10 protein-coding genes are annotated in these 19,073 nt (G+C 45.1%); 8 read left to right on the top strand and 2 right to left on the bottom strand.

Features of this window, described 5'->3' with window-relative positions:
* Window positions 1–12: 12 nt before the first annotated feature.
* Window positions 13–2,754, top strand: coding sequence for an alpha-L-rhamnosidase (locus J2W55_RS02555; RefSeq protein ID WP_310091586.1), 2,742 nt, complete (start codon window positions 13–15; stop codon window positions 2,752–2,754).
* Between the two features lie 92 nt (window positions 2,755–2,846).
* On the opposite strand, the gene J2W55_RS02560 is transcribed toward J2W55_RS02555, so the two are convergent.
* Both J2W55_RS02560 and J2W55_RS02565 read right to left on the bottom strand, forming a co-directional pair.
* Entirely contained in the window at window positions 2,847–3,230 is a 384-nt protein-coding gene (locus J2W55_RS02560; RefSeq protein ID WP_310091588.1) for a DUF3037 domain-containing protein, read from the bottom strand.
* Window positions 3,208–4,005: a HipA family kinase gene (locus J2W55_RS02565; protein WP_310091590.1), complete on the bottom strand. Its 798-nt coding sequence runs from the start codon at window positions 4,003–4,005 to the stop codon at window positions 3,208–3,210. The genes J2W55_RS02560 and J2W55_RS02565 overlap by 23 nt, the downstream gene beginning before the upstream one ends.
* A gap of 181 nt (window positions 4,006–4,186) precedes the next feature.
* Here J2W55_RS02565 and J2W55_RS02570 point away from each other — a divergent pair, with 181 nt between their 5' ends.
* From J2W55_RS02570 to J2W55_RS02600, 7 genes are all read left to right on the top strand, one after another.
* Window positions 4,187–7,108 (top strand): ligand-binding sensor domain-containing protein, encoded by a 2,922-nt coding sequence (locus J2W55_RS02570; RefSeq protein ID WP_310091592.1) that lies wholly within the window; start codon window positions 4,187–4,189, stop codon window positions 7,106–7,108.
* Between the two features lie 233 nt (window positions 7,109–7,341).
* A complete protein-coding gene (locus J2W55_RS02575; RefSeq protein WP_310091595.1) occupies window positions 7,342–8,397 on the top strand; it encodes an AI-2E family transporter in 1,056 nt (351 codons plus the stop codon).
* A 90-nt stretch (window positions 8,398–8,487) separates the two neighbouring features.
* On the top strand, window positions 8,488–9,273 hold the full coding sequence (gene cysQ / locus J2W55_RS02580) for a 3'(2'),5'-bisphosphate nucleotidase CysQ (RefSeq protein ID WP_310091596.1): 786 nt from the start codon (window positions 8,488–8,490) through the stop codon (window positions 9,271–9,273).
* Window positions 9,274–9,972: 699 nt separating this feature from the next.
* Window positions 9,973–13,002 carry a SusC/RagA family TonB-linked outer membrane protein gene (locus J2W55_RS02585; RefSeq protein ID WP_310091598.1) on the top strand — a complete coding sequence of 1,010 codons (3,030 nt, stop codon included), beginning with the start codon at window positions 9,973–9,975 and terminating at the stop codon, window positions 13,000–13,002.
* A gap of 11 nt (window positions 13,003–13,013) precedes the next feature.
* A complete protein-coding gene (locus J2W55_RS02590) occupies window positions 13,014–14,522 on the top strand; it encodes a RagB/SusD family nutrient uptake outer membrane protein (RefSeq protein WP_310091600.1) in 1,509 nt (502 codons plus the stop codon).
* A gap of 130 nt (window positions 14,523–14,652) precedes the next feature.
* Complete coding sequence (locus J2W55_RS02595; RefSeq protein ID WP_310091602.1) at window positions 14,653–17,634, top strand: glycoside hydrolase domain-containing protein; 2,982 nt, start codon at window positions 14,653–14,655, stop codon at window positions 17,632–17,634.
* Window positions 17,635–17,678: 44 nt separating this feature from the next.
* The gene (locus J2W55_RS02600) at window positions 17,679–19,004 is read left to right on the top strand and encodes a DUF3472 domain-containing protein (RefSeq protein ID WP_310091604.1); all 1,326 of its coding nucleotides are present in this window, start codon (window positions 17,679–17,681) and stop codon (window positions 19,002–19,004) included.
* Window positions 19,005–19,073: the final 69 nt, after the last annotated feature.

Genomic DNA, 19,073 nt, shown 5'->3' on the forward strand with positions numbered 1-19,073 from the left:
CCAATTATTATCATGAAACCTTTATTCCTTTATTTCCTGTTTATTTTACCGGTAATGTGCATGGCGCAAAATCCGGTGGCCGAAGGCCTAACCTGCGAGTATATGGTTAACCCCGTAGGTATTGATATGGTACATCCGCGCCTGAGCTGGAAAATAAGTACCACACAAAGAAACACCCTGCAGCAGGCTTATAATATAAGGGTATCCATGGGCATACCCTTCGCATCAGCCAAAACGGTATGGAACACCGGTAAGGTAAGTTCCGATTCATCCATAATGGTTACTTATAAAGGGCCGGCGTTAAAACCAGCCACACGTTATTACTGGCAGGTAAAAGTTTGGGATAATCAGCACCATGCCTCAACCTGGAGCAAGCCTGCCTACTTTGAAACAGGAATGCTTTCGCCAGCCGACTGGACCGCTAACTGGGTACAGCCCAGGGAGGAACCGCAGCGTAAAATGCCTGCCTTAATGCTGCGGAAACAATTTGCAGTGCATAAAAAGATCATATCGGCCAGGGCTTATGCTACAGCGCACGGGTTATATGAATTATATCTGAATGGTAAAAGGGTAGGCGACCAGGTGCTTACCCCGGGGTGGACGGAATATAAAAAACGCCTGCAATACCAGGTTTATGATATAACCCCCTTATTGCAACAAGGTGATAATGTGATTGGGGCAATGATTGGCGATGGCTGGTTCAGGGGTACAATCGGATACGCTAACCAATGGGGTTTTTGGGGCAAAAAGCAGGCCCTCCTTTGCCAGTTGCAAATTACTTATGCCGATGGTACGGTGCAGCGCGTTAACTCTGATGGCTCCTGGAAAAGCACCCTGAACGGGCCAATAACAGGCAATGGCATTTATGACGGCGAAACTTACGATGCGCGTAAAGAAATACCCGGCTGGTGCAATAAGGCTTTTAATGATACCGGCTGGGCAACTGTTGATACCGCAACTTTTGACAATAAGCTATTGGTTGGGGTTGAAAGTGTGCCTGTACGCAAAATTCAGGAGCTAAAGCCCATTGCCATATTTAAAAGCCCTAAAGGCACGCAGATCATTGATTTTGGCCAAAACCTTACGGGGTGGGTACGCCTCAAAGTAAACGGTCACGCCGGGCAAACCATAAATATACGCCATGCCGAGGTGCTTGATAAGTTTGGCGAGTTTTATACAGCCAACCTGCGCTCGGCAACCGCAGCAATAAATTATACGCTTAGGGGAGGCGGCACCGAGGTATTTGAACCGCATTTTACTTTTATGGGTTTCAGGTATATAGCGGTAAGCGGTTTTCCCGGCGATCTGACGCCGGAGAACTTTACAGCCGTAGTGGTTCATTCTGATATGCCGGTTACCGGAACGTTTACCTGTTCAGATACCATGATCAACAAATTGCAGCACAACATATTGTGGGGACAAAAGGGCAACTTTTTAGATATACCCACAGATTGTCCACAGCGCGATGAGCGGCTGGGCTGGACAGGCGACGCGCAGGTTTTTTCGCGTACGGCGGCTTTTAATATGCAGGTAGCCCCTTTTTTGGCTAAATGGATGAAAGATGTGGCTGCAGATCAGTTTCCAGACGGTGGCGTGCCGTTTGTAGTGCCCGATATTTTACAAACCAACCAGGCCACATCAGCAGGCTGGGGCGATGTAGCGGTTATTGTGCCCTGGACCATGTACCAGGTTTATGCTGATAAAAATATTTTGCAAACCCAATACACCAGCATGAAAGCCTATGTAGATTGTATTGTGAGGAGAGCGGGCAGTAAATATATATGGCACGGTGGTAGTTTATTTGGCGATTGGCTGTTTTATCGCCCTGGCATTTATGATTTTTCGGAACCAAACGGCTATACCAATCCCGATTTGATAGCCACGGCGTTTTATGCTTACTCGTCAAAATTATTAAGTCAGGCCGCCGGGGTATTAGGCAATACCGCTGATGAGAAAAAATATGCTGATATATACGCCGAGATAAAAAAGGCATTTGTTCATAACTACATCACGCCAACCGGCCGCATATTTGCCGACTCGCAAACAGGATATGTACTTGCCTTAAAGTTTGGCCTGGTACCCGATAGCCTGAAAGCAAAAGCTGCCTCTTATTTGGTTGATGATATACGCAGCCGTAAAAACCATTTATCAACAGGCTTTTTGGGCACACCTTATTTGTGTCAGGTGCTATCTCAAAATGGTTATAGCAATGTAGCTTATGACCTGCTCCTGCAAAAATCATATCCGTCGTGGTTATATCCGGTAAAAATGGGTGCCACCACTATTTGGGAGCGCTGGGACGGCATCAAAACCGACAGCACTTTTCAGGACAAGAGCATGAACTCCTTTAACCATTACTCATACGGCGCGGTAGGCGACTGGATGTACCAGCAAATGGCCGGCTTGCAGATAGGCAAGCCTGGCTATAAACATGTCATCATAAAGCCGGAACCTAACCCTAAATTCACTTTTGCCAAAGTAACTTTTGAAACCATGTATGGCCAGGCGCAATCGGGCTGGGAGGTAAAGGATGGGAATATGCAGGTACATGTTAAAATACCGCCTAACACCACTGCTGATGTAACCTTGCCGCAGGCCAGTTCCGGGGTAAAGGTAGATGGTCAACCAGTAACGGCGAATAATCTGCATTCAAACGATGATGGCGTTACTGTTAATGTCGGCTCTGGTGAGTATACATTCAGTTATCCCTGGGTGGAGATAAAAGAGAAAAAGGCATTAACAACAGCGAAATAGTAAGACGATGCCATTTCAACTTCCTCTCGCAGTTTTTGAGGTCACAAACCCTGGGACGGATTTCAGTCCTGGGTGCAATGATTTGTGCCAGATTAAGCAACCAGTTGTTCAAACAATTTGTTAAGCGTTTCATCAGCATCGCGGCACAGTCCGGGGTGTACCTTTGATGGCTGTACTACGGTGCTGCGCGTAGCTGTGAGCCAGCGAAAGCGTGAAGCAATATCCAGTTTGGCAATTGGGCCGGCCTGCTTATCGCCATTGCATACCCTTTCAAACGAGTTAATGTTGTCTTTCAGGCAGTCTGCATCCAATGTGTGGGCAAAGGCATTAATGCGTTGGTCATCAAACAAAAAACGGACTTTTAAAAACCGTTGCTTTGGGCAGTAAAGGATTACCCCGATATTTATAAACTCTTCACGCTCTACCCTGGGTACAACGCGTATTACGGCGTACTCAAATAAGTATTGCTCTTGCATACTGTGCTTCTTTTACAAAATTATCAGACGCAGCTACGCGTGTGGTTAAAAAACGGTAATAAACTTCGCGGCGTTCGGTGGGTGTGCCGTTTTCCGAATCGTCGGTAAGCCACTCATCCGGAATAAGGTCAACAATCGCATGAATGCGCTCGTCTGTTAAAATGGCGCAAAATTCAGCGTCAACCTCGTCCAATAACGAGGCCTGGGGCAGCAGCACATGATCCTTCACCTGTACAAACGGACGTATGGCCTGCTCGTCCCAGTTATCCCAGGAATGGTGAAAGTACAGGGATGCTCCGTGGTCAATAAGCCAAAGCTCTTTATGCCACATCAGCATATTGGTATTGCGTGGTGTGCGGTCAACATTGGTAAGCAGGCAATCGAGCCATACTATCTGCGAGGCCAGTTTGGCGTCAAGGGTAGTAACCACCGGGTCAAAGGTAATGGCTCCTGAAAGGTAATGCAGGGCCAGGTTAAGCCCCACGCTGAATTTCAGCAGATCCTGAATCTCTTCATCCGCTTCTGAGCGGCCAAAGGCCGGGTCAAGATGGGCAAACACCAGTTCGGGTACTTTAAGGCCAAGCAAGCGGGCTATCTCACCACCAATAAGTTCGGCAATAAGCGCCTTAACGCCCTGCCCGGCCCCACGAAATTTAAGTACATACAAAAATTCGTCGTCGCCCTCGGCAATGGCAGGTAATGACCCTCCCTCGCGCAATGGTGTAACATAGCGTATCACATTAATGGTTCTGAGTTGAGGTTCAGCGTAATTCATAACGGATATCAAAAATTTATATCCACCTCTCGTAAAGTAACAGATGCGGGAAGGTAGCGACCCGAAAATTAGGGCAAATTTTTGAGAAATCAGTAAAATAAAAAAACAAGGAATAAATTACGATATTGCATTCTGCTATCTGAGCAGCTAACCAATTAGTACCGATAAAAAGCCATTGTAAATGAAAACTGGAAAGCCTTTTTTGTTTTGCATAATGGTTTGTTTTTTTTCGCTCACAGGATATGGGCAAACCTTACCCCTGGTTAACTATACCATACAAAATGGCTTACCCGAAGCCAGGGTTTATACTGCTTATACAGATGGATCGGGCTACCTGTGGATTGGTACCCAGGGAGGCGCGGCATCATTTGACGGACACCAATTCCATGTGCTCGACTCGCAGATGGGGCTTTCTGATAACCATGTAACCGCTATAACAGGTAATAGCGGGGACCGCATATTCTTTGGCCACCGCTCAGGGGCCTTATCCTTTTACAGTAACAATACCATAACCAGGTTTCGGCATAAGGATTTTGTAAATAACGAGGTTGTTAATTCCATGATATGGCAAAATCATTCTCTCTATCTGGCTACCCGCGGCAATGGCCTTTTTTGTATTACATTTTCAGGCAAAGCATACAGCGTTAAACACTTTACCATGCGGCAACAGCTGCTTTCTGATACCGTTAACCAACTGGCGGTAAAAAACAATAATGAAATATGGATGGCTACCACTAAGGGGTTAACTGCATTTAATACCCATACAAATACCCTGGTAACTACGGTTTACCCGGCCGTGCTTAATCAAAACATTACATCGGTTTACCAGCAGGCAAATGGTAAGGTATGGTGCGGTACGGCTGCCGGTGTTGTTTGTTTTGAGCCCGGGAATGTAAGTGCTCCAACAAAAAGGACAACGGTTGCACAGGGCTTAACAGACCAGCATATTAACATGGTTATGGGCGATAGTCAAGGTAATATATGGCTGGCTACCAATAATGGCACGGCAAAAATAAGCGGCAACGTGATAACCTGCTTTACCAAAAACAACGGGCTGCTAAGCCAGCTGGTTTATGATATCATTGAGGATAGGGAGCACAATATCTGGATAGCGCAGGATGACGGGATTTCCTGTTATAAAGAATCGCCTTTTGAATTATATACCGTAAATGATGGCTTGATATATAACGAGGTATATTCCATTGCGGAAGATAGCAGGAACAACTATTGGATAGGCACCTCGCAGGGGATAACCGTATTCAACCCTTTTTCTCCTGCGGGCGCGATCAAAAACTTTACGGTAAAAGATGGCTTGCCTGATAATTTTATTTACAAGGTTTTTATAGACAGCCATAAGAATACATGGGTGGCCTGTGCAAATAAAGGGGCCGCCTGTTACCTGGCCGATAAAAAGAAGTTCAGGGTATTCAGCAGGTCAAATGGGCTGGCGGGTAAAGAGGTGGTAAGTATTAACGAGGACAGGAAAGGGCGTATCTGGCTGGCCACCCTTGACAGTGGTATTGCCGTATTTGATTACCGTACCCAACAAATGCGAAGCTTTAAAAAAGACAATGGGTTTGTAAGCAATTCCGTGTGGACTATTCATAGGGACGCGCACGGGCAAATGTGGTTTGGCAGTCGCGATAAAGGATTAATATACCTGGATACATTGACCGACCGCTTTATTATAGTGCCAGGGCAGCAAAAGTTGCCCAATCATGATTTTGGCTCCATAAGCAGCGACAGTAAAGGCAATATCTGGATAGCCAGTATTGGCGACGGTATTTTTAAATACGATGGCAAAAACTTTAAACAATACGGCACACAACAGGGCATTAAATCAAACAATCCATATTTTATCTTCTGCGACCGTACAGACCAGATTTGGCTGGGCACCAATGTAGGTATCGACTTGTTTGATCCCGTAACCTTAACCACCCGTAATTTTACCAAGAACGATGGCTTTATGGGGATTGAAACCAACCAAAACGCCATATATCAGTCGCGTGATAATAACCTGTGGATAGGTACGGTAAATGGTTTAATGCGGTACCGGTATAAAAAACAAGACAGGCTTATCATAGCACCGTTGGTGTACATCACCAGGAAATATCTTCTTTTTGATAACAAGGACCTGCGCCGGAGCGAGCTTACCTACAAAGAAAATCACATCACTTTTGATTACCTGGGCATCAGCCTCGGTAATGCCGATAAGATACGCTATAGTTACTATTTAAAAGGGGCCGATAACCAATGGTCGCCAATGATAACCGAATCGAGGGTTAGCTATGCTAACCTGCCCCCGGGTAAGTATGAATTTATGGTTAAAGCCGGTTACAAAAATGGCAGCTGGAGCGCTCCGGCAAGCTACGCTTTTGTAATATCGCCGCCTTTTTTTAAAACGTGGTGGTTCATCCTGTTAGCCTGTGCCGCAGTTTATGGCATTGTTTATACACTGCACCGTTACCGGGTTAACCAGTTGCTGAAGCTTGAAAAAATGCGCAATAAAATTGCAAGCGACCTGCATGACGATATTGGATCGGCACTAAGCAGCATATCTATTTTTAGTGAAGTGGCCGATCAGCAATTACAGCAGCGGTCGCCGCGTGAACATACAAGGGAAGTCATCGGTCATATTTCTTATCATTCAAGAGCTATGCTTGAAGCCATGGACGATATTGTTTGGGCCGTAAACCCTAAAAACGACCATTTTAATGATCTTGCAGTGCGTATGCGCGAGTTTGCTATCCCCTTGCTGGAGGCACGTAATATCAGCTTTGACATCAATATAAATACCGACATCCAGAACATACGTATCCAGATGGAAGCCCGGAAAAACATATTCCTGATATTTAAGGAAGGCATCAATAACATCCTTAAACATGCAGGCTGCACACAAATGCAGGTAACGTTAAAAAATATAAGCAACCAACTGGAGCTTGTTATTACCGATAACGGAAAAGGGTTTGATATCAATAAGCAAAGTAGCCGTAACGGCCTGGGCAATATGCAAAAGCGCGCTGCCGAAATTCAAGGCATTTTACAGGTAATTACGCAGCCGGGCAATGGTACTACCATCAGGTTATTGGTCAATATCGCTTAGGCAACAACTTCAAAAATTTGTCCGAATAATAATAAAAGGGTAATGACTATGATAACATAAATTTTACAACGAATAGTCTTATCTGTTTTAAAAAAAACAGAAATTGCCGCAGCATTCTCGGGAAAAACACCTACCGCAATTTTTGCTTGGCCGCGGCACATGGCTTTAATGCTTTAAAACTTTTATGTTAAATTATTGTAATGTATCTGTACGCGTAACGCTATGCAGATAATATGACCCCAAACAATAAGCAGCCTTCCGAAAACGGGAAACAACAGGACCTAACGTACATTCAAAAGGTATGGAATACAGTTGCCATAGTGGCCCTGTTAGTGGTAGTGATTTTGATAGCACGGGTTGCCTTTAATGTGCTGCTCATGGTACTGGCCGGAGTGCTCATCTCCGTTTACTTTCATGGCTTTGGCGATATGATACAGCGGAGAACAAAATGGAGCAGGCGTATCTGTATGCTCATTTCTGTTGGAGGCTCGTTTATTATACTTGCCGTACTGTTTTGGTTTATGGGTACCAAAATTTCCAATCAGATTGCTGTATTAAGTGATTCGCTGCCCAATACCGTACGAACAGCAAAATTAAAAATGGCCGAAACACCCTTAGGAAATAAGGTGCTGGGCTATTTGTCAGATGATAATTCAGACCAGTTATTTGCAACTGCAAAACAATTTTTTAATACCAGTTTTGGCGTTTTGGGCGATCTGTATATCATCCTGTTCCTGGCCATCTTTTTTACTACAAGCCCCAATTTGTATAAGGACGGAATAATTAAGCTAATGCCTGCAAGCAAAAAGGAACTTGGTAAATGTGTTATTGACCGCATCAGCCTGGCGCTCAAGGGTTGGCTAAAAGGCATGATGCTATCAATGGTGTTGGTATTTATTTTACTTACCATTGGTTTAAGCATAATGAACATTCCGGTAGCGCTTGTGCTGGCATTGTTTACCGGCTTACTTAAACTCATTCCCAATTTTGGTTCGCTGGCCGCCATGATACCCGGCGTATTGCTGGCCCTTACCATTAGTACCAATACGGCCATCATTGTGGCGCTTATATATATGGTTACCCAAACTATCGTAAGCTATATAGTAACGCCCCTTATCCAAAAAAGGATGATCGATCTGCCGCCGGCGCTTACCATACTGGCCCAGGTGCTTATGGGTACCTTATCGGGAGTTTTAGGCGTGGTACTGGCGGTTCCGCTGCTGGCTATCGTTATGATACTGGTTGACGAGCTGTATGTGAAAAAGATTGACCAGGGCTTGTCTGAATAATTTGCATGGCCGTTATTCCGGCCGGTTAGCTATAGCAGGAATGATTACCTTTATCAAGAACAGTATTTTGAACTTTTTGGGTATTTATAAATGAAATTTGTTTTTAAAGATCTGCCGCCAATTGATTTAACAGTTTTAAATGATATTGCCAAAGAGGCCGGAGCCGGTATCCTGACCGTTTATAATCAATCCCCTGAAAACATGGGGGTGACTTTTAAAGCAGACCTGTCGCCCCTTACTGTTGCCGATAGTTTGTCGCACGACATTATATTTAAGCAATTAACCGCTTTAACGCCGCATATACCTATTATCTCTGAAGAAGGTAAAGATATACCGTATGATACCCGGAAAAGCTGGGAATATTTTTGGTGTGTTGACCCTTTGGATGGTACCAAAGAGTTTATTAAACATAACGGGGAATTTACGGTAAACATAGCGCTTATCCATAAAAATGTTCCGGTACTTGGAATTATCTATATACCGGTTACAGGCAACCTGTACTATGGCGGCGCAAACATTGGAAGCTGGAAACAAACCTCCAACGGTGTAACAACCCAACTGCACGCCGATGTAAATAGTACCAGCTGGATAGCGGCGGGAAGCCGCTCACATGCGGCGCCAGAGGAAACCGCCGTGTTAAGCGGATATCCGGTAAAGGAAACAATTATAGCAGGGAGCTCCCTTAAATTTTGTTTGATAGCCGAGGGCAAAGCGCATATATACTACCGCCACGGGCCAACCATGGAATGGGACACTGCCGCGGGCCAGGCCATTGCCACCTTTAGCGGGGCGCAAATGACCATGCCAAATGGTGAGCCTTTTTTATATAACAAACCTTCGTTACTCAATTCGGGGTTTATATGTAAGGTAAGGTAACCGGTGTCATCTCTATAATTAAGTAATCCAAACCCCTTTTCTGAATTATGCCGCCGTTTAACCGGATAATATCGGTAACAAAGATTAACTGATTTTTAAGGGTTTAGCGTTATAACAAACGTTTGTGTTAAATTGCTATTAGGGCTGCATGTGCTGATTGTTAATTTCTGTCAGAAAATATTTAGCCCGCCAATAATGTAGGCGACAAAAGTGGCTATAACGCATTACCAAACAAATGCGGGTAGGCCTGAAGCATCTGTTTACACTTTCTGAAAATTTAATGGCTGAGCTTTGGCGGGTACATGGCTTTGGCACAAAAGATCATGGTTAACAAAGGCTCCAATTACAGACCCTGCGGGGCATTAAAAGCAACGTATCGTAAAACGGGCATTCGTTTGTCCGCGCCAGACAAAAGTTTCCACCAGTTTCTGTAAAACAGGAAGCTTTTGAACAATAGTGATAAAATTATCATTTAAAAAATCACCAAAGTGATTCATTTACAGCATTTTTCTTCAAAATATTAGCCGCATTTTTCTTTTTATCAAACGTTTGCATTGGCAAATATTCTGTAAAACAAACGTTTGCGTTGTGTTTGAGGGCCTTCAATTTTGCTTTGTTTGGGCCGTATCTCTAATTTCCAATATCCAAAAAACATAATAAAACGAACTAATTATTAATTAATACTAACCTCAATAATGTATGATTAAAATTTACACACCACTTAGCCCGGGTTTCATGCAAGGTATTTCAAAGAAGCGCGCTGGTATCAGTGTTCTTTTAAAAATGGCCTGCTGTTACCTGTTTGTATTGTTACCCTTTTGGGCAAGCGCCCAAACCGTGGTAACCGGAACAGTAAAGGACAATAAGGGCGTTCCTGCAATAGGGGCCACGATAACCGAAAAAGGCTTGAAAAACAGCGCCGTTACTGATGTAAACGGTAAATTTAAAATAAACCTCAAAGGTAAGTCGGGCGTTTTAACAATATCTTATATAGGCTACAAAGCCCAGGAAGTAACCGTTGGCGCATCAGGCGATGTGAGCGTTACCTTAGCCGAAGACCTGAATAAACTGAACGAAGTAATAGTAGTAGGATACTCTTCCAAACAGGCATCCCAGTTATCCAGCTCGGTGTCTGTTATCAGTGGTAATAAATTAAGGGATGTTACTTCAAATAATCTGGTTGGCCTGTTGCAGGGTAAAGCTCCCGGGGTGGTAGTATCATCGGCATCCGGCGACCCATCTTCGGGCGCCAGCATCCTTATACGCGGTGCCAGCAGCATTAGTGCAAGTACAAGTCCGCTGGTAGTGGTTGATGGTAATATTGGCGGTACTTATAATCCCACGGATGTAGAATCGGTAACTATATTAAAGGACGCGGCAGCAACCGGCTTATACGGCTCACGGGCAGCCAACGGGGTAATTATTGTAACTACCAAAATGGGCAAATCGGGTTTAACAAAAATTGATATTAATTCAGTAGTTGGATTTAACAATGCAACCTTCGGTAATTTCCATTTAATGAATTCGCAGCAGCTGTACGAATATCAAAAAACATTTCTTAACCCCGATCCATCGTTATTAAAAAACAATACCAATTGGCTTGATCTGGCGTTCAGAACAGGCATCACACAAAATCATACTATCTCCGCTTCGGGTGGTAGCGATAAAACACAGTTTTATGTTTCCGGCAATTATTACAAGGAGCAGGGTACTTTAATTGATAATGCCAAAACAGCCTACAACCTGCGTTCAAACCTGGTAACCAACCTGAGTGACAAGATAAAACTGAGTGTTTTGCTGAACACCATTTATACAAAGGATAATAATCCAACTAATCTTTTTACCGGTAACGCGCTGTATGACGCTTACCTGAGCATGCCTTTTGACCCCGCCTATAATGCTGATGGTACACCAACCGACGGCAGAACCTATCCGGGTTGGGTAGGCCGTGATAAAGAAAACTTTTTGCACGGTTTGCAATATAATTTTGCCAATGCAAAAAGTTTGAATACCAGCGGTGATTTTAATATTGACTACGCGATAACCAAACACCTGAGCTTTGCCACCTATAACCGTGTAACGCTTTATAACTACCGTGATGAAACTTATTACGACACGCGTACCAAAGATGGCGGCGCAAACTCAGGCGAGCTATATAATAGCAATTCGTTCAGCAGTACGTTATTAACCTCCAACCGGTTAAAGTACGATAACAGCTTTGGCAATCACAACCTGTCGTTACTGGTAGTTGGCGAAGGGCAGAAGTTTCATTATGAAGACCAGTATCTGAACGGAAAAGGCCTGCCCGCGGGAAGCCCCGTAATGTCAACCGCTACCGATATTATCAGTAATCCAAGCGGCGGTGTGGATGAGTATAATTTCAGGAAATATCTGGGTCAGGCCGACTATAATTTTGCCGGTAAGTACTTTTTGGTAGGCTCCTATGTGCATGAGTACTCATCGCGTTTTGGCAGCAACAACCCCAGTGGCAATTTTTACCAGGGAGGCGCTTCATGGATACTGACCAAAGAAGACTTTATGCAAAACGTAAAGGCAATTAACTTCTTAAAACTCCGCGTAAGCTACGGTACAACAGGTAATGCCGAAATTGGCAATTACGCCGCCCTTGGTTTATATTCTATTGACCAATCGGCAAGTTATAATGGCGCACCGGGTTCATACCCTTCACAAAAAGTAAACCCGAACCTTACCTGGGAAAAGATGAAGACAGCTAACCTGGGGCTCGATTTTGGATTGTTTAACCGCATTGATGTTAACATTGATGTGTATCAAAAAACATCAAGCGCCTTATTGTTCAAGAAACCGCTGCCGGCAACCTCGGGGTATAACTATGTGTTTGAAAACATAGGCTCGGTACGCAACCGCGGGCTCGAGATCAATGTAAATTCCCGCAACCTTATTGGTGCTTTTAAATGGGAAACCAATTTTAACATCGCGTTTAACCGCAATAAGGTACTGTCATTAGATGCAGGCGAATTAACGGCATCTCCGGGTGCATCATTGCCAATTGCGGTAGGTCATGACATGAACGATTGGTATATGCCAATATGGGCAGGAGTGGATCCTGCAAATGGCAAGCCGCTATGGCAAAAATTAGTTACCGATGCTAACGGTAACGTTACTAAACAGGTAACCAGTGTTTACTCAGAGGCATCGGCATCTAAACAATTTACGGGGTCATCAGCGTCGCCTAAATTTACCGGCGGTATCACCAACACGTTTGCTTACAAAAACTTCTCATTGAGCACCTTCTTTAACTTTGTTTACGGCAATCAGGTGTATAATGACAGCCGTGTTTACTTTGATAATGATGGCTTGTATGACAGCTATAATGTTATGGTGCCACTCAAAAGCTGGACACGCTGGCAAAAACCCGGCGATATTGCCACCGAACCCAAAGCCATACAGGGAGGGAACAACAATTCTAACGCCACTTCGTCAAGATACCTGGAAAATGGCAGCTACCTGCGCTTGCGCAACGTTACGCTGGGCTATCAGTTACCGCAAAGCTGGCTTAATAGCTTAAAGATCAGGACTGCAAGGATATTTGTAAGCGGCGATAACCTGGTAACCTTTACCAAATTTACCGGGGTTGATCCCGAGGTGGATCTGAGCCCCAGTCCGGATAACATAGGGAATAAAGGCATATCCAGCTTTAAATATCCTATCAGCAGAAAAATATTGTTTGGTGTGAATGTTGGATTCTAAAAAAAATTAAAATGAAAATTTCAAAATATATAACAACAGTACTCATGGTTGGTCTTTTAGGGGCTGCGGTGAGCTCGTGTAAAAAGGTAGAACCATCAACCGCTATTGACGAGAATGTAGCCCTGGGCGATTCATCACACATAGCAACGGCCACCATTGGTGTTTATGCCGTGCTCAGAAATCCTGATTATGTAAGGAGCGGGCATTTCCTGATGGAATATCCCGGCGATAACATAGCACAGGGGCAGGCATCATCTGATGATCTTTCGCGTTGTTACCGGTACAATCAAATCCCAACCGGCACACATGCTACCAATTTTTGGAAACAGGCCTACCACCTGATAGCGGCAGCCAACAAAATTATCGCGGTTATACCAGATAACGCTTCACAGGCTTCAAAGCAATTGAAGGGCGAAAACCTTTACCTGCGCGCCATGGCCGAGTTTAACCTGGTGCGTATTTTTGGCCGGCCCTACACACAGGGCAACGGGAGCAACCCTGGCGTACCAATATTAAAAGAAAACAGCACAGATATTGCGCCAGCGCGCAGCTCTGTAAAAGAAGTTTATGACGCCGTACTGGCCGACCTGTTAAAGGCCGCCGATCTCATGTCATCGTCAAATCCTAATGTTTATGCCTCAAAAGAAGTGGCCTATGCTTTACTATCACGGGTTTATTTGTACATGAACGATAATGCTAACGCCATTAAATATGCCGGTCTGGTAATCAATTCGGGCCGTTATAATTTGTTACAGGGAGGCGATTACCAGAACTATTTTAGCGGTGTGCCTGAAAATAACAAGGAAACCATTTTTTGCATTAAACACACCAAAACGCAGGATCAGGGCTTTAGCGCCATAGGATCCATGTACTACAGCGGCCAGGGGCCCGATGGTACCAGTTCTTTAACTACACCAGGCGGGCAGGGCAACACCGGCTGGGGCGAAATTTATGCCTCAAGAACCTTTGTAGAAGATTTGAATAAATACCCTAACGATCTTCGTCATAGCTTTATAGCGCCATATACCATTGCCGGTGTTTTACAATACAACCAAAAGCTTACCCCAAATACGCCAATGTATTATATTACCAAGTACAGTTTTCAGGAGGGTATAGTTACGCTAAGTTCGCCGGTTTATTTGCGCCTTGCCGAAATGTACCTGAACAGGGCCGAAGCTAACGCTAAACTGGGCAACAGTCAGCAGGCCATTGATGATGTAAACATTATTCGCGCAAGGGCGGGCATACCCAACCTCACTTTGGCAGATGTAGCCGCTAATGGCGTGCTTGCCGCTGTGCTGGAAGAGCGCCGTCTGGAGTTTGCCTTTGAAGGGCAGCGCGCTTATGATCTGTTCAGGAATAATTTGCCTATGGTACGTAACTACCCGGGCACACATGCGCTAAATAATACGCCAACAACCAATATTATGCAAACGGTATTGCCTACAGATGCAAGGGTAGTATTCTTTATTCCTCAAACAGAAATTGATAACAATCCAAAACTTACGCAAAACCCGTAAAAAGTAACCATCGGTCGTTAAAAAAGTAGTAGCCCTTTAAAATATAGCGAAACAGTATTTATAGCTACATTAGAAGCTTATATACAACTAAAAGCAAATTTTAGGGCTACTACCGACCGAATACACTATTATGAAAAAATATTTTCCCGCGTTCCTTATACTTTTATCTGGTTATACAGCTTTTGCCCAAAAAATACCTTATACCAACTGTAAAAACTGCTGGCTGGCCGATTCGTTAGGGAACCACCGGGTAGTTTTAACTTTTAACGGCACAGGCAAGGCGGCCAAAGTTATTATTCCGTGGAGAAGAAGGGATAATGACCCCGGGAACAAACGGATTATTATAGAAGATGCTAAAACAAAGCAAAAAATAACCAACGTAAAAGCCGGCAATATCAATCGCGAAAGCGGGGAGGTGGTTTTTGAACCAACATCGGGCAAGGGTACTTATTTTGTGTACTATATGCCGTATAAAAACGAGGGGCGTTCCAACTATCCCCAGGGTGTTTATCTTAAGCCCGAAAATACCGCTTCACCGACCTGGTTACACAGCTTGGGCGCTCATATCCCGTTGGCCACAGTAAAGGAGTTCCAGTCTGTTGACGGGTTTAACAGTTTTTACCCCATGGAGGTGATCGCCACCAAAAAGGAAACCAGTGCTTTAGTTAGTAAACACAGGGCAGAAAGATTCCTGGTTTTTCCGGAAGACCGGCTTAATTCCATCCGGATGACCAAAGACTTGCCCCGGCGCTGGATACAACTTGGTCCTCAAAGTAAATATGCTGCCACAGCTCTGCGCGGCGAAAATTTCTCGTTCCAGTTAGGCGTATATGCCCTGCAAAACCTGGATAACGTAAAAGTTACCTTCAGTGATCTTAAAGCGGCGTCAGGTAAAAAGATCCCGGCATCGGCAATTTTCTGTATCAATACGGGAGGTACCGCTTATGATGGCTCGCCGCTTACCAAAACCGTAAATGTAGCCGCGGGCAATATACAGGCCTTGTGGTGCGGTATTGACGTTCCGGCAAATGCCGGCGCCGCTCTTTACACCGGCAACGCCACCATCAGCATAAACGGCAAGGCTTCCAAACAAATCCGGCTATCTGTCAAGGTTAGCAGCACCCTGGCCAAAAACGGCGGTGTTGATGAACCCTGGAAAATGACCCGCCTGGGCTGGCTCAACTCTACCATGGCGCAAAAAAATACGGTGATAGCGCCTTACACACCATTGCTTGTAAAAAATAACACGGTTGAGTTGCTTGGCAGAAAAGTAGAGGTGAACAGTGATGGTTTCCCTAAGCAGATACAAACATTCTTTACACCCGGGATGACGGAGTATACCGATAAGCCTAATAACCTGCTTACCGAGGCCCTGCACTTTCATTTTATAAAACCCGACGGCAAAAATATCAAGCTGAAAAGCCAGGGCCTGCAATTTACCAAACAGGAACCCGGTACCGTGCAGTGGACAGCCACCAGCGCTAACGACAGCCTGCAGATGGAGGTAACCGCCTCAATAGAGTTTGATGGTTTTATGGCCTATACCGTAAAATTAACCGCCTTGCAGAATGTAGATTTTAAAGACATTACCATGCACATCCCATTTAAAAGGGACGTGGCCAAATATATGATGGGCCTGGGCGAAAAAGGCGGCTACCGCCCCGAAAACTTTGAATGGAAATGGGATGTGGCCCATAAAAACCAGGATGGCGCCTGGATAGGCAATGTGAACGCCGGCTTGCAATACTCCCTGCGCGATGAAAAGTATATGCGCCCGCTCAATACCAATTTCTACCTGCAAAAGCCGCTGGTATTGCCATCATCATGGGGTAACGGCGATAAAGGCGGTATTAAAGTAAAGGACGATGGCAAGGCCGTGCTGGCCAATAATTACAGCGGCGAGCGGAAGCTAAACAAAGGGGATGTGCTGTATTACAACTTTAACCTGCTTATAACGCCGTTCCATACCATCAATACCGATTTTCAGTGGGCTACCCGTTTTTATCATGCTTATAAACCTATTGACACCATTAAACAGGTAGGGGCCACAGTGATCAACATTCATCACGCCACAGCTATTAATCCCAATATCAATTACCCTTTTATTGCCTGGAAAGCCATGAAAGCTTATGATGATTCGGCACACGCCGTGGGTTTAAAGGTGAAGATATACAATACCATCCGCGAGCTGTCAAACCACGCTTATGAAACATTTGCATTAAGGAGCCTTGGCCACGAGATCTATTCGCCGGGCAAGGGTGGGGGTTTCAGCTGGTTGCAGGAGCATGTGAGCGATGATTACATAGCCGCCTGGTTTGTTCCCGAAATTAAGGACGCCGCCATTATTAACAGCGGCATGAACCGCTGGCACAATTATTACGTAGAGGGCATGAACTGGCTAACCCAAAATGTGGGTATTGATGGTATTTACCTGGACGATGTGGCATTTGACCGCGTTACCATGAAACGTATAAAAAGGGTACTGACCAAAGATGGTCATCCCGGCATCATTGACCTGCACTCGGCCAACCAGTACAACAAAAGCGATGGTTTTAACAACAGCGCCAACTTGTACATGGAGCATTTTCCGTACCTCAACCGCCTGTGGTTTGGCGAGTATTTTGATTATGAAAAGAACGCCCCTGATTTTTTCCTGACCGAAGTAAGCGGCATTCCGTTTGGCCTCATGGGCGAAATGCTGCAGGGCGGCGGCAATAAGTGGCGCGGCATGGTGTATGGCATGACCAACCGGATGCCCTGGAGCGACGGTGCTGACCCGCGCCCAATATGGAAAGTGTGGGATGATTTTGGCATGAAAGGAACCAAAATGATAGGCTATTGGGTGGATGATACCCCCATAAAGACCGATCATGATAAAGTGCTGGCCACTGTTTATAAAAAGAACGGCGCGGCCCTGGTTGCTATAGCCAGCTGGGAAGATAACGATACCGATGTGCAATTAAAGATCGACTGGGAAAAACTGGGCATCGACCCGGCAAAAGCTACCATTACGGCACCGGCTATCAAAGGCTTTCAGCCTGCAAAAACATTTGGTCCCAATGATAAAATTCCGGTTGAAAAAGCAAAAGGCTGGTTGTTGATCATCAAGTAAACAACCGGTTAAAAAATTAAAATGAATAAAACCGCCTCATCTGTATGAATAAAAACCTGGTACACGCCGCCCTTAAAGCGCTTTCATTTATAGCTGCCCTTACGTTGTTACAGTTAAACAAGGTGGTTGCCCGGCCCTACGGTGATTCTGTGCTGGTTGTACCGCTGGGCGGCAACGGCTGGCTCAACAAAGGCGCGCAGGCCAAAATAGACAGTACGGGTTTAAGCAATTGGAGTACTAATACCGACGAGGTAACTATTTATGTACGCCTTGAAGCCGCCGGTAGTTTAAATATCGCGTTAAAACTGCAGGTGCCGGAGGGAGCATCCAAAATAAGCGCGCTTGTGGGTAAATCGGTATTGTCAAAAACAGTATCCACTCATCAGCCCGCCGTTATTGACTTTGGTAAGGCTTATATCAAAGCGCCGGGTTATATACAGGTGAAACTGCGGGGGATAAAAAGAACCAGTAAAGAGTACGCGCGGGTAAGTGATATGTTGTTGAGCGGCCCCGCTACTGCCCATGGCTCGGCCTATGTGAAAGACAATCATGGCAATTATTTTTACTGGGGGCACCGGGGGCCGTCGGTTCACCTTAATTACCCCTTGCCCGATGCCGCCAAAAACAATATAGAGTGGTTTTATAACGAAGTTACCGTGCCTGTTGGCAATGATGTTTTAGGCTCATATTTTATGGCCGATGGTTTTACCGGCGGATATTTTGGCATGCAGGTAAATTCCCCAACTGAGCGCCATGTGTTGTTCTCGGTGTGGAGCCCTTTTGATACAGACGACCCTAACAGTATCCCTGATAGTTTACGGATCCATTTATTAAAGAAAGGCGCGGGAGTACATGGCGGCGAATTTGGCGGCGAAGGCTCGGGTGGTCAGAGTTATATGAACTTTCCGTGGGTAGCCGGCAAAACCTATGCTTTTTTAATTCGCGCGCAGGCCAATGCGGCCGCAAAAACTACGGTGTTTACCGCCTACTTTAAACCGGCCGGTCAAAGCTCATGGCAGCTGCTGGCCAGTTTTAAACGGCCTGGGTCGGGGTTTTATTTGAAGGGTCTTTACTCATTCCTGGAAAACTTTGACCCCGAAATGGGCACTACCGAGCGGCGGGTAAACTTTGGCAACGGCTGGCTGGTTGATACCGCCGGCAAATGGTACCCACTGACCAAAGCCGTTTTTACGGCCGATGCCACAGCCAGTATCAACTATCGTAAAGATTATGGCGGCGGGGTGCAGGGCGATCATTTTTACCTGAGGAATTGCGGGTTTTTTAATGATTTTTTGCCGATGAAAACCGATCTTAGCCGCCGGTTATCCGGGCAGAATCATCCGGCGATCGATTTTAGTAAACTGCCCTGATCCATCTAAAGATAGCTGCTTTTAAAGTAAATTACCGTTGCTGATCCCAATAGTAATGGTTTATATTAA

Origin of the sequence: Mucilaginibacter pocheonensis (assembly GCF_031456535.1) — a bacterium.
GTDB classification, from domain to species: domain Bacteria; phylum Bacteroidota; class Bacteroidia; order Sphingobacteriales; family Sphingobacteriaceae; genus Mucilaginibacter; species Mucilaginibacter pocheonensis.

Coding starts and splice junctions, on each gene's coding strand:
- J2W55_RS02555 (WP_310091586.1), top strand. CDS start 13: ATGAAACCTTTATTCCTTTATTTCCTGTTTATTTTACCGGTAATGTGC.
- J2W55_RS02560 (WP_310091588.1), bottom strand. CDS start 3,230: ATGCAAGAGCAATACTTATTTGAGTACGCCGTAATACGCGTTGTACCC.
- J2W55_RS02565 (WP_310091590.1), bottom strand. CDS start 4,005: ATGAATTACGCTGAACCTCAACTCAGAACCATTAATGTGATACGCTAT.
- J2W55_RS02570 (WP_310091592.1), top strand. CDS start 4,187: ATGAAAACTGGAAAGCCTTTTTTGTTTTGCATAATGGTTTGTTTTTTT.
- J2W55_RS02575 (WP_310091595.1), top strand. CDS start 7,342: ATGACCCCAAACAATAAGCAGCCTTCCGAAAACGGGAAACAACAGGAC.
- cysQ (WP_310091596.1), top strand. CDS start 8,488: ATGAAATTTGTTTTTAAAGATCTGCCGCCAATTGATTTAACAGTTTTA.
- J2W55_RS02585 (WP_310091598.1), top strand. CDS start 9,973: ATGATTAAAATTTACACACCACTTAGCCCGGGTTTCATGCAAGGTATT.
- J2W55_RS02590 (WP_310091600.1), top strand. CDS start 13,014: ATGAAAATTTCAAAATATATAACAACAGTACTCATGGTTGGTCTTTTA.
- J2W55_RS02595 (WP_310091602.1), top strand. CDS start 14,653: ATGAAAAAATATTTTCCCGCGTTCCTTATACTTTTATCTGGTTATACA.
- J2W55_RS02600 (WP_310091604.1), top strand. CDS start 17,679: ATGAATAAAAACCTGGTACACGCCGCCCTTAAAGCGCTTTCATTTATA.